The sequence below is a fragment of the Nostoc mirabile CHAB5784 genome (assembly GCF_020829645.1).
GTDB classification, from domain to species: Bacteria; Cyanobacteriota; Cyanobacteriia; order Cyanobacteriales; family Nostocaceae; genus Nostoc; species Nostoc mirabile.
This window is the reverse complement of sequence record NZ_JAIVFS010000056.1, coordinates 38,225-53,836: the sequence shown is the minus strand read 5'-3', so window position 1 is coordinate 53,836 and position 15,612 is coordinate 38,225. Positions and strand designations below refer to the sequence as shown.

The following is a 15,612-nucleotide window of genomic DNA, read 5'->3' as shown; positions in this document are numbered from 1 at the left end:
TGAGCGAGAGCATTTGCTTGTTGAGCGAGAGCATTTGCTTGTTGAGCGAGAGCATTTGCTTGTTGAGCGAGAGCATTTGCTTGTTGAGCGAGAGCATTTGCTTGTTGAGCGAGAGCATTTGCTTGTTTGGAAGTAGGTACGGTACTCTCTCTTTTATTCCAACGTCATCAACAATTGGTCTGATATCATGTCCGCCAAATCACCCATAATAAAAGAACCCCACCCCCAACCCCTAAGAGCTCTTCGGGAGGTTAGCTCAAGCGCAGCTTTTGCGGGGTGGGGTTCCGGTTATTATGGTTAATTACCCGGACATCATATGACAAGCTTAATTTACCTGGTCGGGAAAGTTTTTTGTTTAAGGAAATAGATCCCAATACGGTTCGGATAAGATCCCCCCGCCTGTGGCGACCCCCTTAAAAAGGGGGTAAAAGAGGAAATTAGCCCCCCAATTTATCGGGGGGTTGGGGGGATCTTCGCAGGATAAACAAGCTAACCGAACCGTATTGAAATAGATCCATCAACATAAGGGAAAGAAAAACTGTTACATCTCTACCCTCATTTGCAATAAAAATGGTTGTGTTGCAAAAACTTGTAAAAGACAAAAGCTTTGTATAAATCAGAACTAGTTAGGCGACTACTCCAAAAATTTGAGCAATAAATTTTACTTGAGCAGCGATGTCTGTTTTTTTAATTCCCTTGATTTGAGCTAAGTTCCCGTTACCCGATAGCTGAAAAGCGTGTTTAAAGTGTTTCAGAAGTATTTTCAGTTTATTCTCGAAACAAAGGATGCTGGTGGGCTGAAACTGTGGTAATTTCATCTCTTCTTCTAAAATTAAAAACTGCTCTTGCTAAAAGTAGACAAGAGCAGTTTTTAATAGCAAAGCCCAAAATTAAGAATTTAGGCATCTTCAAGTTCAAATTGAGCCACCGTAACGGCGTTAAAAGCGAAAGCCAAAACTAATGGCATCGGCGACTGAAACCAAAAGGTACAAATAACAGCTAGGATTGTGCCAATTACTGCGGACATCGACCACAATCGTTCTTCAAAAGTCAATCCCTTCTCGGCTTTAATCACTCTGAGAACGTGAACTGGAATTGGTTCCGGCATTACCCCACCCGGAGGGAAAGCCCAGAAGTTGTTACGTCGCTCTACAAATAAATCTGTCCAGCCATTTTCTTGGCACCATGCCTCAATCCATTGAAGTGAGTAATGATTCATCATCGGGTTTCGGAGTTCGGTTTGTGGAAGTTGTGTACTTGGTGAATGTAAACTCTTGGAGATTCCTGAACAACTAACTAATCGCTATAAAATTAACGCTAATTATCCAACTTTTAAGCTTTGTTAAGCAGTTGAGACGCCAAATATAATTATCGCTCAAACCTTGCTTTCATTAATTAAAAGACTAACAGTTGATAGGGGCTGTTGAATTTAAAAGACAATAAACTTTACTTTAAATATTGAAAATCAAGAATTGTAAATAAGTCCATGAGTATTACTGCTTAATAAAACTCTTGATATCCTGAAATTCAAATCTAAAAATGAATAATTGTAAACAAATCCACGAGCTTAGGCTCAGTTAAAGGAGAAATAGAATTGCGGGTAAGGGCAAAAGGTAAATTTTTAATTAATTTTCTTTCTCAAGAAAGATGATTTAAATTTCTATACCTCTCTGAGGGTAAATAGAATCAAAGTGAAGCTAGGAGTAAAATATCTAAATCAATAAAAACTTACTTGATTTAAATCAAATATATGTTGAGTATACTTTGGGGTATTGTTGTTGTACTGATTGCTTTTTGGGCATTAGGACTGGCACTTCATATTGCCGGAAGTTTAATTCATGCAGTGTTGCTTTTAGCGATCGCCCTTGCTATCTATAATTTTTTCAAAGCGCGTGATGTGTAAATATAGATAGTGGTTCCCGATCTGGTAAGGTAGGTTTTCAAAGTTACTAACCTTGTTAAAAAAGATTTGAGTGTACCTAAGCTGCTTAAGAAACGCTATATATTGAGTGCGATCGCTCCTATTCCTAATATTGCCGCTCTCTAGCTAAAGGTGAGAAGCGATGTCTACCACAGGCTACGCATCCACCCTTTTTGCGTTACAAAATATTAAGCTAGGGAAATATATACCTCTCCCAAGTCCAGTAGCAAGGCTGGGAGTCTCAATTAGGGACTTCCAAGAAATAAATTATCCAAATAAACGTAGACGCAAAGCGGCTTGCCGCAGGCTACCACAGAGACACAGAGAAGCCAGTGCGCCCTTGCGGGTTCCCCGACTTGAAGCAACTGGCGCGACACAGAGAGGAGAAATAGAGAGAGTTTTGGAACATTTTTTATTTGGAAGTCCCTTAGGATGATCCAGTCTTGCTAATATTCAAATGCGGTAATTAAATGCAGCGATTAGACACCAAATTGGCTCTCAATATGTTTTGGCGGCAAGGGTTGGCGTTCCTTCTAGGAATTATTATATGGTGCGTGGCTGATCCCGCACAGGCAGTAGACTGGACTCATCCGCTTTCATTTAGCAATGCAGAGTTGTCAAGACGTGATTTTTCTGGTGACAGCTTGCAAGCTGCGGAGTTTTCTAACGCCAATATGGAACTGGCTAACTTTTCTAACGCTGACTTGCGGGGAGCAGTCATGAGTGCTTCGGTGATGACAAAAGCAAATCTCCACGGGGCAGATTTAACTAATGCAATGGTTGATCAGGTAAACTTGACTAAGGCAGATTTGAGCGATGCAGTTTTAAAAGAAGCTCTTTTGCTCCGCGCCATATTTAATGATGTGAATATAGACGGTGCAGATTTTACAGATGCAATTTTAGATAGAGCGCAAATCAAAGAACTGTGCAGTAAAGCCAGTGGCGTGAATTCCAAAACAGGCGTGCAAACTCGTGATTCTCTAGGATGTCAATGAAACGTGTTGGTGTAATTGGTGGCGGACAACTTGCCTGGATGATGGCGGATGCAGCACAGAAGCTAGGAGTAGAATTAGTAGTACAAACTCCAAGTGTTCACGACCCGGCCGTGTCAATTGCCAAAGAAACTGTTTTCGCCCCAGTTGATGATGCAACTGCTACGGAAATATTAGCTCAAAAATGCGATGTTATCACATTTGAAAACGAATTTGTTAACTTAGATGCTTTATCTGTTTTAGCACACCAAGGCGTTTGTTTTCGTCCCAGATTAGAAGCTTTAGCTCCTCTTTTAGATAAATATCATCAGCGTTGCTATTTAGGCGGCTTGGGCTTACCAGTTCCTCAATTTTTCGCCCTTGACGAGGTGGAAAATCTCAAATCAAAAATAGAATATCTAGGTTTTCCAGTAGTCCTCAAATCCCGACGCCACGGTTATGATGGTCAAGGTACTTTCATAATTCAAGATTTTGCTACTTTAGAGCAAAAGCTAAATGATGAAACCATAACAAAAACTTTAAATCAATCACTTTTCTTGTTAGAAGAATTTGTCCCTTTTGAAAGAGAATTAGCAATAATTGCAGCTCGTTCTGTAGAGGGAAAAATTGTAACTTATCCAGTGGTAGAAACCCAACAAGAACAACAAGTGTGTCGGCGGGTAATTGCGCCTGCTGAGATTACGCCTAATCAAGTAGCAGAAATCCAAGCGATCGCACATACTTTATTAAATAGCCTAGAAGTCGTAGGCATTTTTGGAATTGAGCTATTTCTGAGTGCTGATGGCAAAATCCTGGTAAATGAAATTGCGCCCCGTACCCACAATTCTGGGCATTTTTCTATTGACGCTTGTGAAACTTCGCAGTTTGAGCAGCACCTCAGAGCAGTTTGTGGTTTACCTTTAGGGAATCCGGCTTTGCAGTGCGCTGGCGCTGTGATGGTGAACCTACTGGGGTATGAAAATTCTCACAGCGACTACCAAAGCCAGCGTCAACAAATAGCAGAGATTCCCCAAGCGCACGTTCACTGGTATGGGAAGACAGAATCACGTCCTGGGCGGAAGTTGGGACATGTTACCGTTTTGCTAGATAATCAGAATCGAGAATCGGCAAGTGCGATCGCCATCGCCCACAGCATAGAATCTATCTGGTATCCCACGTAAATTTTTCAGAAACTTTCAATGTTGAACACACAACATCTTTTTGAAAGCTATAATGAGTGAAGTTGCACTACGACGTTGGTGACTGCCATCAAGTTTTTTGATCTATGCCTTTAAAGACAAGGGAGTCAACTGTTCTCGTGGCAGTAGACCGGGCATGTACCCGGAAACTTTAAACGAGGAATTTAGGTTCCCACCTGGTTAAACCAGGTCATAAACTTAGGTAAAACGGCGTCGCGGTGAACTTAAAATTATTAGCTCCTAAAGTCAGTTAGAACTTAGGAGCTTTAATTATTTAAATCAGTAAAACTTATATCACTGCAACAAGTGCCACTGGAATTGGGAGAAAATACGACTTTTTAGTAGTAAGCCCTCCAAGCTTTCTAGATTGCTTGAGCCAATTTGTAAGCTATTGGCTTGCGTTTTTAGCGGCCTCAAGCACACTAGTTTTTACAGAGGTTGAACTTGCCTTCAGAGCATTTTCTTCCAATAAAGAAATCAAGTGGTAAACTTCTTTAGCTGATGCGCCTGGAAGATTAATAGGCTGGGAAAAGTTGCTACTGAAAGCGTAAAACGTTAAGTAAGAATCAGTGCTGGCTGACGCATGATTTTCTATTTCACGAAGCGGATGGGTAGCAAATAAGAGATACTGAGCATCTAGTAAATCGGGAAATTTTTCATGAAACTGAACTGCTTGGATTATCGTGAAGTCTGCTTTAGGGACTTCCAAGAAATAAATTACCCAAATAAACGAACCACAGAGACACAGAGAACACAGAGGAATGAGGAGAGAGAGCTTTTTCGTAAATTTATTGGGTATTTTTTTATTTGGAAGTCCCTTACGTTGTCGAGCTAGAGAAAATGCAAGGCTGCCAACGTCAATGATATTACAAAGTCCTTTTGTCCTTGAAGCAGCCAATAGCTTTTCAGAACGCCATTCTGAAAGCATCAGTGTTGTCAGTGATAGACTTAGAACAAATGGCTAGTCACTGAACGAGGTTGGTATGAACGCAGAGTTCACTCAGATTTTTGAGTTAACCCTCTCAGAAAAATTGCAGCTTGTGGAAGACTTATGGGATAGCATTGCCCAAGTTCCAGAGCAAATTCCTGTGCTTGACTGGCAAAAAGAAGAACTTGCCAAAAGAAAAGCAACCTACTTACAAAATCCTGACTCAGGTAGTTCCTGGGAAGAAGTTAAGGAGCGAATTCGTAGTAGACAGTATGGTGCTTAGAAATCTGATTATTCTGCCAGAGGCGGAAGAAGATGTGGCTCAGGCTTTTATCTGGTATGAAGAGCAGGAACTTGGTTTGGGTGAAGAATTTCTTCGTTGTCTAGATGCTTGTATTCAGTTCATTCGGCGAAATCCAAAGATGTATCAGGTAGTTCACGAAAGCTATCGAAGGGCTGTAGTTCGGCGCTTCCCTTACGTTGTTTTCTATGAGCATTCGGACACTACAATCATTGTCTATGCAGTTTTCCACTCTTCTCAAGATCCAAAGAAATGGCGTGGTAGGCTACCATAGAAGCCAATAACCTGTGGACTAAAAGGTTTTGCGTTAGCGTTCGCGCAGCGTTCCGCAGGAAAGCTCGCCGTACCCCTACGGGGAAGCAAGCTACGCGTAGCGTCTCGTAGAGAATGTATCGCTGAAAACAGTACTTTATGATACAGTTTTTGAGCAATAGGGTTCTAAAAATGTTTTCCTGCTTGCGCTTGCTCTTGCTCTTGTCAGTCTCAGAAACATCGATACAAACCCTTATTATTTTGTCAACTCACAAAAGAGTTAGGTCTACTGAATTTAGCGATATTTGCTGGTAAAAACAAAATCTGTATAACTTGATTCTAAATTAGGTATCGTTCAGAGTTAAGATGACAAAATTATCTGAAATTGTGGTTAAAGCTACAGAAAATTGTCACAGCAACTAACTAATACAGTATTTCCAGCCTCGGTCTTCCGACTAGACAGTGGTTTAACGTTTATTCATCAAGAAATTCCCACTACTCCTGTAGTTGTGGCGGATGTTTGGGTGCGTGCTGGAGCAAGCCTAGAGCCAGAACCGTGGTTTGGCATGGCGCACTTTTTAGAACACATGATTTTTAAAGGTACGGCGACGCTACCCCCTGGAATGTTCGATTCTAAAGTTGAAAATCGGGGAGGCGTGAGTAATGCGGCGACAAGCTATGATTATGCTCATTATTCACTCACCACAGCTGCCCCTTATTTAAAAGATACTCTGCCCTACTTGGGAGAACTACTGCTCAATGCGGCAATTCCAGAAGATGAATTTAGCCGCGAACGAGACGTGGTGCTAGAGGAAATTCGTTCTTGTCAGGACGATTCTGACTGGATAGGCTTCCAAACTCTGATTCAAAGCATTTATCCGCATCACCCTTACGGACGTTCGGTGTTGGGTACTGAGCAAGAACTGATGCAGCAATCGCCAGAAGCAATGCGCTGTTTTCACCACACTCACTATCAGCCGGAAAACATGACGGTAGTAATTGCAGGAGGTATAGCCCAGCAACCAGCTTGGGAAATGGTAAATAGTTCATTTGCTGATTTTGCCGAACGCTCGAATTGTCCGCAGTTTGAGAAAGTGGCAAAGCCAGTAATAACAGGAATTCACCGTCAAGAACTGTATTTACCACGCATAGAACAAGCGCGATTATTGATGGCATGGCTGGTTCCTGGAGTAGAAGAAATCCGCGCTGGCTATGGTTTAGATTTGTTGTCAGTGTTATTGGCAGAAGGGCGGACCTCGCGTTTAGTGCGTGATTTACGAGAAGATTTGCAATTGGTACAGGGGATTTGCAGTAGTTTTTCTCTACAACGGGAATCGAGTTTATTTACAATTACTGCCTGGTTGGAACCAGAAAATTTGGAGGAAGTTGAGTCCTTAATTTGCGCTCATTTGGATGATTTGCAGACTACAGGAATTAGTGAACAGGAACTTGCTCGTACACGTAGGCTGCTATGTAATGAGTATGCGTTTTCTACCGAAACGCCAAATCAGCTTACAGGGCTTTATGGGTATTACAATACCATCGCCCAAGCTGAATTAGCTGTGACATATCCCCAGCAGATTCAGTCTTTTGATGCCAAAGAACTGCAAAAATTAGCTAAACAGTATCTCTCGCCGGAGAATTATGCGGTTACTGTACTTAAACCGTGTTAGTCATTAGTCATTAGTCATTAGTCATTAGCAAAAGACAAATGACCAATGACAAAGGACAAAGGACAAAGGACAAAGGACAAATTACAAATGACAACCTTGCTGCAAAAATCACCTATCCATCGTACCGTATTGAATAATGGCATTGTCGTGCTGGTGGCAGAAAATCCTGCTGCGGATATTATTGCGGCGCGAATTTTTGTGCGTGCTGGCAGTTGTAACGAAAACCGGGAGCAAGCAGGTTTGGCACATTTGCTATCAGCAGTGATGACAAAGGGATGCGATGGTCTTTCTAGTTTGGAAATTGCAGAAATTGTCGAGTCTGTAGGAGCGAGTTTAAGTGCAGATGCTGGCACTGATTATTTTTTGCTATCTTTCAAAACGGTAACATCCGATTTTGGGGAAATTTTAACATTGGCAGGGCGAATTTTGCGATCGCCTACTTTCCCCGAAACTCAAGTGGAACTAGAACGGCGTTTAGCACTCCAGGATATTCGTTCCCAAAAAGAGCAGCCGTTCAATGTTGCCTTTGAACAAATGCGGCAGGTAATGTACCAAAATCATCCATATTCCATGTCGGTACTGGGAGATGAAACCACCATGAGTAGCTTAACTCGTGCGGATTTAGTGGAATATCACCAGACTTATTTCCGTCCAGATAATGTAGTAATTAGTATTGCTGGTAGAGTCACAGCCACAGATGCAGCAGCCTTGGTGGAAGAAGTTTTTGCTGATTGGCAAGCGCCAGCCCAAGCACTACCAATACTGAATTTACCTGAGATTAAGGTGGAACCACAGGTAAGGCTGAAGCCAGTACAGACACAACAATCAATCGTGATGCTTGGATATTTGGGAACATCGGTGAGTTCTGTTGATTACGCCGCCCTGAAGTTACTGTGTACCTACTTGGGAAATGGGCTTTCTAGTCGCTTGTTTGTCGAATTGCGGGAAAAACGCGGTTTAGCTTACGAAGTATCCGCCTTTTACTCCACAAGGCTATTTCCAGCGTCGTTTGTGGTTTACATGGGTACAGCACCAGAAAATACCAGCATTGCCCTAGAAGGACTGCGTACAGAAGTAGATTTATTGTCTACCACCGAAGTATCTGAAAGCGCACTCCAAGCTGCTAAAAACAAGATATTAGGGCAGTACGCCTTGGGTAAACAAACGAACGGGCAAATTGCTCAGATATACGGTTGGTATGAAATTTTGGGCTTAGGAATTGATTTTGACACCAAGTTCCAAGAATTAATTGCGGCTGTGAGTGCCCAGGATGCCATCGCTTCAGCTTGTAAGTATTTAAAAGAGCCTTACTTGTCTTTAGTTGGTCAAGAAGAAGCAATTAATCGAGCGATCGCGTAACTGAGAATGTACAATCATAAAATGCAGCAGCTGTTTTTTAGACCAAGCGGCTGTACCATTAGCATGAGTGAGTCCTTAGTTGACAATTAAGTAGACAGTTGGAGTATAAAGCTAAAAAGTTCGGTTGCGAGATAGTGATTGCAGATCGTTGGTATCCATCATCTAAAACTTGTTCTAACTGTGGACATATTCAAGATATGCCATTAAAAGAAAGAGTTTATAGATGTGGTAGCTGTAGTCATGTAATGGATCGTGATTTGAACGCAGCAATTAATTTATCACTATTAGGTTTTATATAGCAGAATATTCTGGGAGTAAATTCCATGCAAAGCAACCTGACAGCAAGTATTTTGAGTTACTTAAAATTACTAGATCCAACTGGAAATCGCTGTAGGATGGAAAAACGGCCAAAGAGTTGGTGGCCAAAGAGGTCTAAATCTTTATTAGCCATTGAAATACTCTTGTTCTCCACTACGCCTCTGCTGATTACCTCAACAGCTGTAGTATCAATAGCAGCGCCACAAAAAATTGCCCAAGTAAATCCTCGAGATAGCATCAACCGCCCTGTCCTCAAAGTTGGTAGCCAAGGCGAACGCGTATCTGAACTTCAGGCAGCTCTAAAACTTTTGGGTTTTTATTCTGGTGCCGTAGATGGTACATATAGTGAGAATACAGCCAGTGCCGTTGCCCGGTTTAAACAAGCTGCTGGTTTGAATCCCGATGGCATTGTGGATGCCAGCACTTGGCAACGACTTTTCCCTAATCAACCAGTAGCAGCATCAACCATTCCTTCATCCCAGCCAAGATTTAACTCAGCTACGAATTTTCCTGTTCCAACCCAGGCTAGCAATGTCACCAACGTTGTAAATTCCAACCCTCCAAGACAAGCTGTAACACAAGTTCCGACTAACCCTGAACCAAGACCTACTACCCCAAAAAAAGCTGTAACACAAGTTCCGACTAACCCTGAACCAAGACCTACTACCCCAAAAAAAGCCGTAAGACGAGTTGCGACTAGCCCTGAGCCAAGACCTGCTACTCCAAGAAAAGCTACAACTTCAAGCACACAGAAAACGCCGAATCGTACTACATCAACTACTCGAACTCAGTCAACTACACGGACTAGGCAAACTACTCGAACTCAGCCAAACACAACTACTAAGCGCACCCCTGGTATTCAATACACCTCAGAAGGATTGCCAATTTTGCGTATAGGATTACGTGGTTCTGAAGTTGTCAAGTTGCAACAACAACTGAAAAAGCTTGGTTTCTTGAGAGGCAATGCCGATGGAGACTTTGGCGAGACAACCGAAGCAGCTGTGAAAGCTGCACAAAAGCGCTATGGTTTAGAAGCTGACGGTGTAGTTGGTGGCTCTACCTGGGAGGTTCTTTTGCGGCGTTAGGCATAGTATGAGCATAGCTAGCGTCTCCTTTGCGTGTAACCAAAGGCGCAGGTAAAATGCTCCGAAGTTCTGATAACTTATTTTTTGGAAATCCCAAGGTACAGAGGTTTTTCAACTTCGAGAAACCTCTGTAGGGGTTTTGCGCTTCACACCATTTTTTATGAATTTAATCCGGTACATCCTGCAATACGATAAAGATACACCGATTAGAAGTATCTCTCTATGCCAGCACTGAAAAATTACATTGCTTTTGGGCTGAGAAAAGATGATGGCAACTTTAAGAGTCAAGCACAATGACACCTAATCGTGTTAAAGATCACAACTGGCAATAGTGAAATTAATTAAACTTACTGCTAATTTATCTAAAAAAACTTATGCAACACTTTTTATTAACTTGGCTCGGTACTGCGGTGGCGTTATTGATAACTTCTAAAATCGTTGATGGCTTCATTGTCAATAATTTTGTTGTAGCCCTTGTTGCCGCAGGGGTTATCGGGCTAGTTAATGCCTTTATCAGACCAATTTTGCGTCTTTTGACATTTCCGATTACCTTACTCACCTTTGGTTTATTTACATTTGTAATCAACGCCTTAACTCTTTGGCTGGCAAGTGGACTAACTCCTGGTACTGGTTTTGAGATTCAAGGCTTTTTACCTGCTTTGTTAGGTTCAATTGTGCTAGCTATTGTATCTAGCATAATTAACTATTTTTTGAGAGTTGTTGACTAGAAAGTTTATTTACGCCGTGCTGTACTAGTGTTACTTTGGCGTTGCTGATTAAATGTATGAATCTGGGTGTAGAGACGTTGCAATTGCTAGTCTCTACAAAAGTTTTGAAATCACGCAAAATCATTTTCATACCTGAATTCAGCAACGCCGTTACTTTAGCTAATGACTAATGACTAATGACTAATGACTAATGACTAATAATATTTGAGGCTTGGGCAACAGCTAGCGTTACCGCTCCTGTTTGCCCTTGTGGCTGGAAAATTTGTTTAGGAACTAAGAATCTCACTCCCAATGCTTCTGCGCTGGTAAAAGGGGAAGCAGTCAACAATGGGGTTTTAGTAGCTGCAAGAATAGCAGCTGCCTCTGCTACGCTAGGTGTACCTACTTTGTGGTCGGTAATTATGGCAGGGTTGGGAACACAGACAGAGCGAAGGATTTGGGCAGAAAAGGTTTTTAGAGGCAAATTGCGTAGGTTACAAAGTTCTACTAAACCAACTTCCGAGGCTTTAGTGTCAATGGTAGCAATCCCTGCGATCGCACTTTGAAAAAGTTGATTATCTCGAAATATTTGCTCAATTGCCCAATCAATCAACTGCCATGAGGTTCCCCGTTTACAACCGATTCCTACCCATAAAACCTGTTGCACTTGGTGTATTTCCTTATTCAATTCGTCAGGATTTGGTTTACTCCAACAGCCAACCAAATAAATCTCCCACCGTCAGCCTCAACTCACTTGCAAAATCTGGCACAGGGAGTAAAGCTTCTAGTTCATCCAACATGATTGGCTGTTGATTGCGGATGTACACGAATACCGTTTGTTCTTCCGGATCAATCAGCCAACCCATTTGTGTTTCATAATTCAGGCAATGCAGAATATTTTTTGTAACTTTTGTTTGCCTTTGGTCAGGCGATAGAATCTCGATAGTCCAATCGGGAGCTGCTTGGAATACGTTGGCAACTTCACCATTTTCATCACGAGGAATTCTTTGCCAAGTAAATACAGAAACATCTGGCACTATTGACCTTCCACCAAAAGTACACCGCAATTCTGGAAAAGCACGAGCAATTCGCTTAGGCTTGACCGTTAAGTTGACAGTGCTAACCATTTCACCTTGAATTATACTGTGCTTCCCCTGTGCCATTGGTTTTTGAATAATTTCACCATCGATGTATTCACTAGCGGGTTTCGTTTCTGGTAAAATAAAAAACTCTGCCAAAGTTATGTTTTTAGATGATGTCCGTACCATTTGCGATCGCCTCCAACAAAACGCTCTCTTCCAACTCCACCAATTACGAATTACGAATTACGAATTACGAATTAGTCTTACATCCTCTCCAATACCTCAATTCCCAACAACTCTAATCCCAACTTCAGAGTTCTAGCAGTCAAATCACACAGAATCAAGCGTGATGTTCGCTGCGGTTCCTGTGCCTCCAAAACCTGAACTCCCTGATTACGGTCATAAAACTGATTAAATTTTTTACTCAGTTCATACAAATACTCACATAAACGATTGGGTAGCAAGTCTTGCTCTACACTACTAATAACTTCATCCAGTTGAAGTAAATATTTTGCCAGAGCTAATTCTGTTTCATGCTCTAACAAAACAGCATTGTTTCCCAACTCCTTAAAGTTAATATCACCCTTGCGGCTAATTCCCTGAATCCGCGCATAAGCATACAACATATAGGGGGCAGTATTACCTTTGAAATCCAGCATTTTGTCGTAGCTGAAAATGTAGTTACTGGTGCGGTTTTGGCTTAAGTCTGCATATTTAACTGCACTGATCCCAACTACCCTAGCAACTTCATTAATAAATTCTTCAGTTTCTTGGCGTTCTTCTTCTTGTAATCTTGTTTTGAGGTCAGCATAGGCACGAGAAACAGCTTCATCTAATAAATCCCGTAACCGCACAGTATCCCCAGAACGAGTTCTGAATTTCTTCCCATCTTCTCCTAACACCAACCCAAAGGGAACATGCACTAATTCCACATCATCGGGAATCCATCCGGCTTTGCGTGCTACTTGGAAAAATTGGGCAAAGTGGTTTCCTTGTCCAGCATCTGTTACATAAATTATGCGTTTTGCTTCATCCTGCTGAATCCGGTAGCGGAGGGATGCTAAATCAGTTGTAGCGTAGTTATAGCCGCCATCTGATTTCTGCACAATTAAGGGTAAAGGTTCACCTTCTCTATTTGTAAACCCTTCCAAAAAAACGCATTTTGCACCCTGGTTTTCTACGAGTAAGCCAGATTTTTCTAAATCTTCCACAACGCCAAATAGTAAAGGGTTATAGAAAGATTCCCCACGTTCAGTTAACTTGATATCCAGCAACTCATAAATTATTTGAAACTCCTGCCGTGATTGTTCACACAGCAGTTTCCAAGCATGAAGTGTATCCTCTGCACCTGCTTGTAATCTAACAACTTCTTGCCGCGCTGTCTCTTGAAAAGCTGCATCTGTATCAAAGCGTTGTTTGGCTTTGCGGTAAAAAGAGACTAAATCACCAATATCTAAAGCATTAGCGGTGGTAAGCGCGTCTGGGTAAACTTCCCGCAGATAGGCGATTAACATGCCAAACTGCGTACCCCAATCGCCTACATGATTTAACCGTAAAACATCGTGTCCTTGAAATTCTAAAATCCGGGCGATGGAATCACCAATAATCGTAGAACGCAAGTGTCCGACGTGCATTTCTTTAGCAATATTCGGACTGGAAAAATCCACAATTTCCCGCTTAGGCGTTTTTGCGGCTGGAACTCCCAACCGGGGATCAGCTTGTATATCATTCAGTTGTGCTTCCAGGTAGGCCGTTTTCAGTTTCAGATTGATAAATCCTGGCCCAGCGATTTCTGGCGGTTCGCAGATTTCGGATACATCTAATTTTTCAACGATCGCACCTGTGATCGCTCTTGGTTGCAATCCTTTCTTTTTACTCAGGGATAAAGCCACATTCGCCTGATAATCACCAAATTTAGGATTACTAGCAGAAACCAAAATTGGATCTACTCCAGCAAAGTCAGCGCCAAAAGCCGCAACTATTGCCTGCTCAAGCTGAACTTTTAGTTTTTCTTGTGTAGCGTTCATATATAAATTTTATCTGGGAGAGAGGGAATGTAGCTCTGGAAAAGCTTGATTATTCACTTTAGAAATCTGGAGATTCTGAAGAGAGATAAAAATCAACACGCCGCTTACAAAAGTATCTTTTTTGACAAAACTGCGCTTGACTTACCATATTTTGCACTTTCAAATCTTCATACACCACGAGGTCGCTAGACATCATCACACACCTTGCTATTTTTACACCAAAGTCTTGACGCTGGCGAGTTACCTTGATGTGTTTTCGAGCCAATTTATTTCTAAACTATCACACGCATAACTAAAAACTCAACTGCCCAACGGTTTGATTAAGCTGCGTTAAATCTTCACCGTTGGGGCGTTTCATGTTGAAGCGATCGCTTCTGGCGACCACAATAGAAATCTCCATTGGTTTGTAAGAAAATGTTGCCTCTGCTCCAACAACTCACCTTACAGCAGTTTTCATTGAACAAACGATAAGCTCACTTAAAAGCGATCAGTTCGTTGTCGTTACGACCCAAGCTTTACTTTATAAGCATCAACCACACGTTGGCCTAGATCCTTCGAGTCGGCGGCAGGCATTTACGAGCGAGTATTTTTACTGCATTTCTAGTTTACTAGATTTGTAATCCACTCAATTGAAAACTGCTGTAAGTAAAAACAGTACCCCCAAGGGTACTACTATGACCTTTTGATTCTTGATAGAGTACAAATGTCTCAAGATACATACAGTTGAATACGAGAAAATTTGCTTCTTCCGTAGCAGCCTGTTCTTATAACAAGCGAAGATATAAAGCATAAAGATAAAACATGACTGCTGGCAAAATTTTGATGTCAACATCATCGATAATCGATATATGCAGTGCTTCTAAAATCTTCAGACTTGACATCAAAACCTGCTTAAATCGGCTAGGATTCAGCTGTCTCTTTATTTTTCTTCCTCGTTTGCTCTTAAGGAAATAACGAGGTAATTTCTTAACCTTTACCTTCTAACTTTAAAGAGACTTATTATGGCAACTATCAACGGCAACAATTTCAATAACATCCTCAATGGTATCGTTGATCCTTTCATTTTTCCTTCAGGTCTAATTATCGCCGATCTTCCTGATATTATCAACGGATTCGGCGGTAACGACATTCTCAACGCTCTTGACACCGATGATACCCTCAATGGGGATGCTGGCAACGATACTCTTAATGGGGGCGCAGGTACTGACACCTTCAAAGGCAGTCAGGGTAACGACATCATTAATGGTGGAGATGGCATTGATACCGCAGATTACAGTCAACTAGGTCAAACCATTACCTTGTCAGGTGTTGGAACCATTCAAAAAGCTGAGGGATTGGGGGAAGACCAACTTTTTAAAGTAGAAAAGATTATTGCTAATGCTAATGTTGCCAACAACACCATAGATACATCCCAATCTTTGCCTGGGGTATTTATCACCGTTAACCTGCAAACCCAGAGTTTGGCTGCCAATAACGTTCCTGCCTTAGGAACATTGTCATTTACTCCAGTCAACTTTGATAATGTCATTGGCACAAATGCAAATGACTCCATTGTTGGTGACAACCAAGATAACCAATTATCTGGTAATAATGGCAATGACACTCTTGACGGTGGTATTGGCAACGATATTCTCGACGGAGGATTAGGTAACGACTCCATAACTGGTGGCTTAGGCAACGACATTTACTATGCTGACACCACTAGTGACACAGTTGCAGAGCTAATTAATGAAGGCACGGATACTGTTTATTATTCTGGCGCTGGCAAATGGATAAATCCTGCCAACGT

Annotated in this window: 16 protein-coding genes, 1 other RNA gene and 2 pseudogenes; 12 read left to right on the top strand and 7 right to left on the bottom strand. The window is 41.8% G+C overall.

The annotated features are described in order from the left end of the window. Window positions 1-626 precede the first annotated feature (626 nt). Together LC653_RS27960 and LC653_RS27955 are read right to left on the bottom strand one after the other, a co-directional pair. Window positions 627-818, bottom strand: a complete 192-nt coding sequence (locus LC653_RS27960) for a hypothetical protein (RefSeq protein WP_229497919.1) — start codon at window positions 816-818, stop codon at window positions 627-629. An 80-nt stretch (window positions 819-898) separates the two neighbouring features. Next, on the bottom strand, window positions 899-1,222 hold the full coding sequence (locus tag LC653_RS27955; protein WP_229497918.1) for a slr1957 family protein: 324 nt from the start codon (window positions 1,220-1,222) through the stop codon (window positions 899-901). 528 nt (window positions 1,223-1,750) lie between these two features. Between LC653_RS27955 and LC653_RS27950 the strand changes: the two genes are divergently transcribed. The 4 genes from LC653_RS27950 (at window position 1,751) to ssrS (ending at window position 4,317) form a co-directional block, all read left to right on the top strand. Then, entirely contained in the window at window positions 1,751-1,903 is a 153-nt protein-coding gene (locus LC653_RS27950; protein ID WP_229476220.1) for a lmo0937 family membrane protein, read from the top strand. A gap of 521 nt (window positions 1,904-2,424) precedes the next feature. Further along, a complete protein-coding gene (locus tag LC653_RS27945; RefSeq protein ID WP_229497923.1) occupies window positions 2,425-2,916 on the top strand; it encodes a pentapeptide repeat-containing protein in 492 nt (163 codons plus the stop codon). Beyond that, window positions 2,913-4,073: a 5-(carboxyamino)imidazole ribonucleotide synthase gene (locus LC653_RS27940; RefSeq protein WP_229497917.1), complete on the top strand. Its 1,161-nt coding sequence runs from the start codon at window positions 2,913-2,915 to the stop codon at window positions 4,071-4,073. The genes LC653_RS27945 and LC653_RS27940 overlap by 4 nt, the downstream gene beginning before the upstream one ends. 61 nt (window positions 4,074-4,134) lie before the next feature. After that, window positions 4,135-4,317, top strand: a non-coding RNA gene (ssrS, locus tag LC653_RS27935) — 6S RNA. 162 nt (window positions 4,318-4,479) lie between these two features. Here the strand turns inward: ssrS and LC653_RS27930 are convergent. Next, window positions 4,480-5,019, bottom strand: coding sequence for a hypothetical protein (locus tag LC653_RS27930; protein WP_229497916.1), 540 nt, complete (start codon window positions 5,017-5,019; stop codon window positions 4,480-4,482). A gap of 55 nt (window positions 5,020-5,074) precedes the next feature. Here LC653_RS27930 and LC653_RS27925 point away from each other — a divergent pair, with 55 nt between their 5' ends. The 7 genes and pseudogenes from LC653_RS27925 (at window position 5,075) to LC653_RS27895 (ending at window position 10,735) form a co-directional block, all read left to right on the top strand. Beyond that, on the top strand, window positions 5,075-5,302 hold the full coding sequence (locus LC653_RS27925; protein ID WP_229497915.1) for an addiction module protein: 228 nt from the start codon (window positions 5,075-5,077) through the stop codon (window positions 5,300-5,302). Continuing rightward, complete coding sequence (locus LC653_RS27920; protein WP_233718590.1) at window positions 5,292-5,594, top strand: type II toxin-antitoxin system RelE/ParE family toxin; 303 nt, start codon at window positions 5,292-5,294, stop codon at window positions 5,592-5,594. Before LC653_RS27925 ends, LC653_RS27920 begins: the two co-directional genes overlap by 11 nt. A 385-nt stretch (window positions 5,595-5,979) precedes the next feature. Further along, a complete protein-coding gene (locus LC653_RS27915; protein ID WP_229497914.1) occupies window positions 5,980-7,245 on the top strand; it encodes a M16 family metallopeptidase in 1,266 nt (421 codons plus the stop codon). A gap of 87 nt (window positions 7,246-7,332) precedes the next feature. Next, on the top strand, window positions 7,333-8,604 hold the full coding sequence (locus LC653_RS27910) for a M16 family metallopeptidase (protein WP_229497921.1): 1,272 nt from the start codon (window positions 7,333-7,335) through the stop codon (window positions 8,602-8,604). A 95-nt stretch (window positions 8,605-8,699) separates the two neighbouring features. Further along, window positions 8,700-8,903, top strand: a pseudogene (locus tag LC653_RS27905) (zinc ribbon domain-containing protein); the annotation flags it as partial. Between the two features lie 24 nt (window positions 8,904-8,927). After that, the gene (locus tag LC653_RS27900) at window positions 8,928-10,007 is read left to right on the top strand and encodes a peptidoglycan-binding domain-containing protein (protein ID WP_229497913.1); all 1,080 of its coding nucleotides are present in this window, start codon (window positions 8,928-8,930) and stop codon (window positions 10,005-10,007) included. Between the two features lie 374 nt (window positions 10,008-10,381). Further along, complete coding sequence (locus tag LC653_RS27895; protein WP_229497912.1) at window positions 10,382-10,735, top strand: phage holin family protein; 354 nt, start codon at window positions 10,382-10,384, stop codon at window positions 10,733-10,735. A 187-nt stretch (window positions 10,736-10,922) separates the two neighbouring features. Here the strand turns inward: LC653_RS27895 and LC653_RS27890 are convergent, their stop codons facing one another. The 4 genes and pseudogenes from LC653_RS27890 to LC653_RS27875 form a co-directional block, all read right to left on the bottom strand. Beyond that, window positions 10,923-11,381: a cobalamin biosynthesis protein gene (locus LC653_RS27890; RefSeq protein ID WP_229497911.1), complete on the bottom strand. Its 459-nt coding sequence runs from the start codon at window positions 11,379-11,381 to the stop codon at window positions 10,923-10,925. 37 nt (window positions 11,382-11,418) lie between these two features. Next, window positions 11,419-11,982: a Uma2 family endonuclease gene (locus LC653_RS27885; RefSeq protein WP_229497910.1), complete on the bottom strand. Its 564-nt coding sequence runs from the start codon at window positions 11,980-11,982 to the stop codon at window positions 11,419-11,421. 77 nt (window positions 11,983-12,059) lie between these two features. Then, the gene (gene argS, locus LC653_RS27880; RefSeq protein WP_229497909.1) at window positions 12,060-13,823 is read right to left on the bottom strand and encodes an arginine--tRNA ligase; all 1,764 of its coding nucleotides are present in this window, start codon (window positions 13,821-13,823) and stop codon (window positions 12,060-12,062) included. Between the two features lie 142 nt (window positions 13,824-13,965). Next, window positions 13,966-14,100: pseudogene (locus tag LC653_RS27875) on the bottom strand (transposase); the annotation flags it as partial. A 724-nt stretch (window positions 14,101-14,824) separates the two neighbouring features. Here LC653_RS27875 and LC653_RS27870 point away from each other — a divergent pair. Continuing rightward, a partial coding sequence (locus LC653_RS27870) for a calcium-binding protein (protein WP_267923198.1) occupies window positions 14,825-15,612 on the top strand: 788 nt, incomplete at its 3' end.

What these genes read in the sequence shown, in the direction of transcription:
- LC653_RS27960 (WP_229497919.1), bottom strand. Translation starts at nt 818, where the DNA reads ATGAAATTACCACAGTTTCAGCCCACCAGCATCCTTTGTTTCGAGAAT.
- LC653_RS27955 (WP_229497918.1), bottom strand. Translation starts at nt 1,222, where the DNA reads ATGATGAATCATTACTCACTTCAATGGATTGAGGCATGGTGCCAAGAA.
- LC653_RS27950 (WP_229476220.1), top strand. Translation starts at nt 1,751, where the DNA reads ATGTTGAGTATACTTTGGGGTATTGTTGTTGTACTGATTGCTTTTTGG.
- LC653_RS27945 (WP_229497923.1), top strand. Translation starts at nt 2,425, where the DNA reads ATGTTTTGGCGGCAAGGGTTGGCGTTCCTTCTAGGAATTATTATATGG.
- LC653_RS27940 (WP_229497917.1), top strand. Translation starts at nt 2,913, where the DNA reads ATGAAACGTGTTGGTGTAATTGGTGGCGGACAACTTGCCTGGATGATG.
- LC653_RS27930 (WP_229497916.1), bottom strand. Translation starts at nt 5,019, where the DNA reads ATGCTTTCAGAATGGCGTTCTGAAAAGCTATTGGCTGCTTCAAGGACA.
- LC653_RS27925 (WP_229497915.1), top strand. Translation starts at nt 5,075, where the DNA reads ATGAACGCAGAGTTCACTCAGATTTTTGAGTTAACCCTCTCAGAAAAA.
- LC653_RS27920 (WP_233718590.1), top strand. Translation starts at nt 5,292, where the DNA reads ATGGTGCTTAGAAATCTGATTATTCTGCCAGAGGCGGAAGAAGATGTG.
- LC653_RS27910 (WP_229497921.1), top strand. Translation starts at nt 7,333, where the DNA reads ATGACAACCTTGCTGCAAAAATCACCTATCCATCGTACCGTATTGAAT.
- LC653_RS27900 (WP_229497913.1), top strand. Translation starts at nt 8,928, where the DNA reads ATGCAAAGCAACCTGACAGCAAGTATTTTGAGTTACTTAAAATTACTA.
- LC653_RS27895 (WP_229497912.1), top strand. Translation starts at nt 10,382, where the DNA reads ATGCAACACTTTTTATTAACTTGGCTCGGTACTGCGGTGGCGTTATTG.
- LC653_RS27885 (WP_229497910.1), bottom strand. Translation starts at nt 11,982, where the DNA reads ATGGTACGGACATCATCTAAAAACATAACTTTGGCAGAGTTTTTTATT.
- argS (WP_229497909.1), bottom strand. Translation starts at nt 13,823, where the DNA reads ATGAACGCTACACAAGAAAAACTAAAAGTTCAGCTTGAGCAGGCAATA.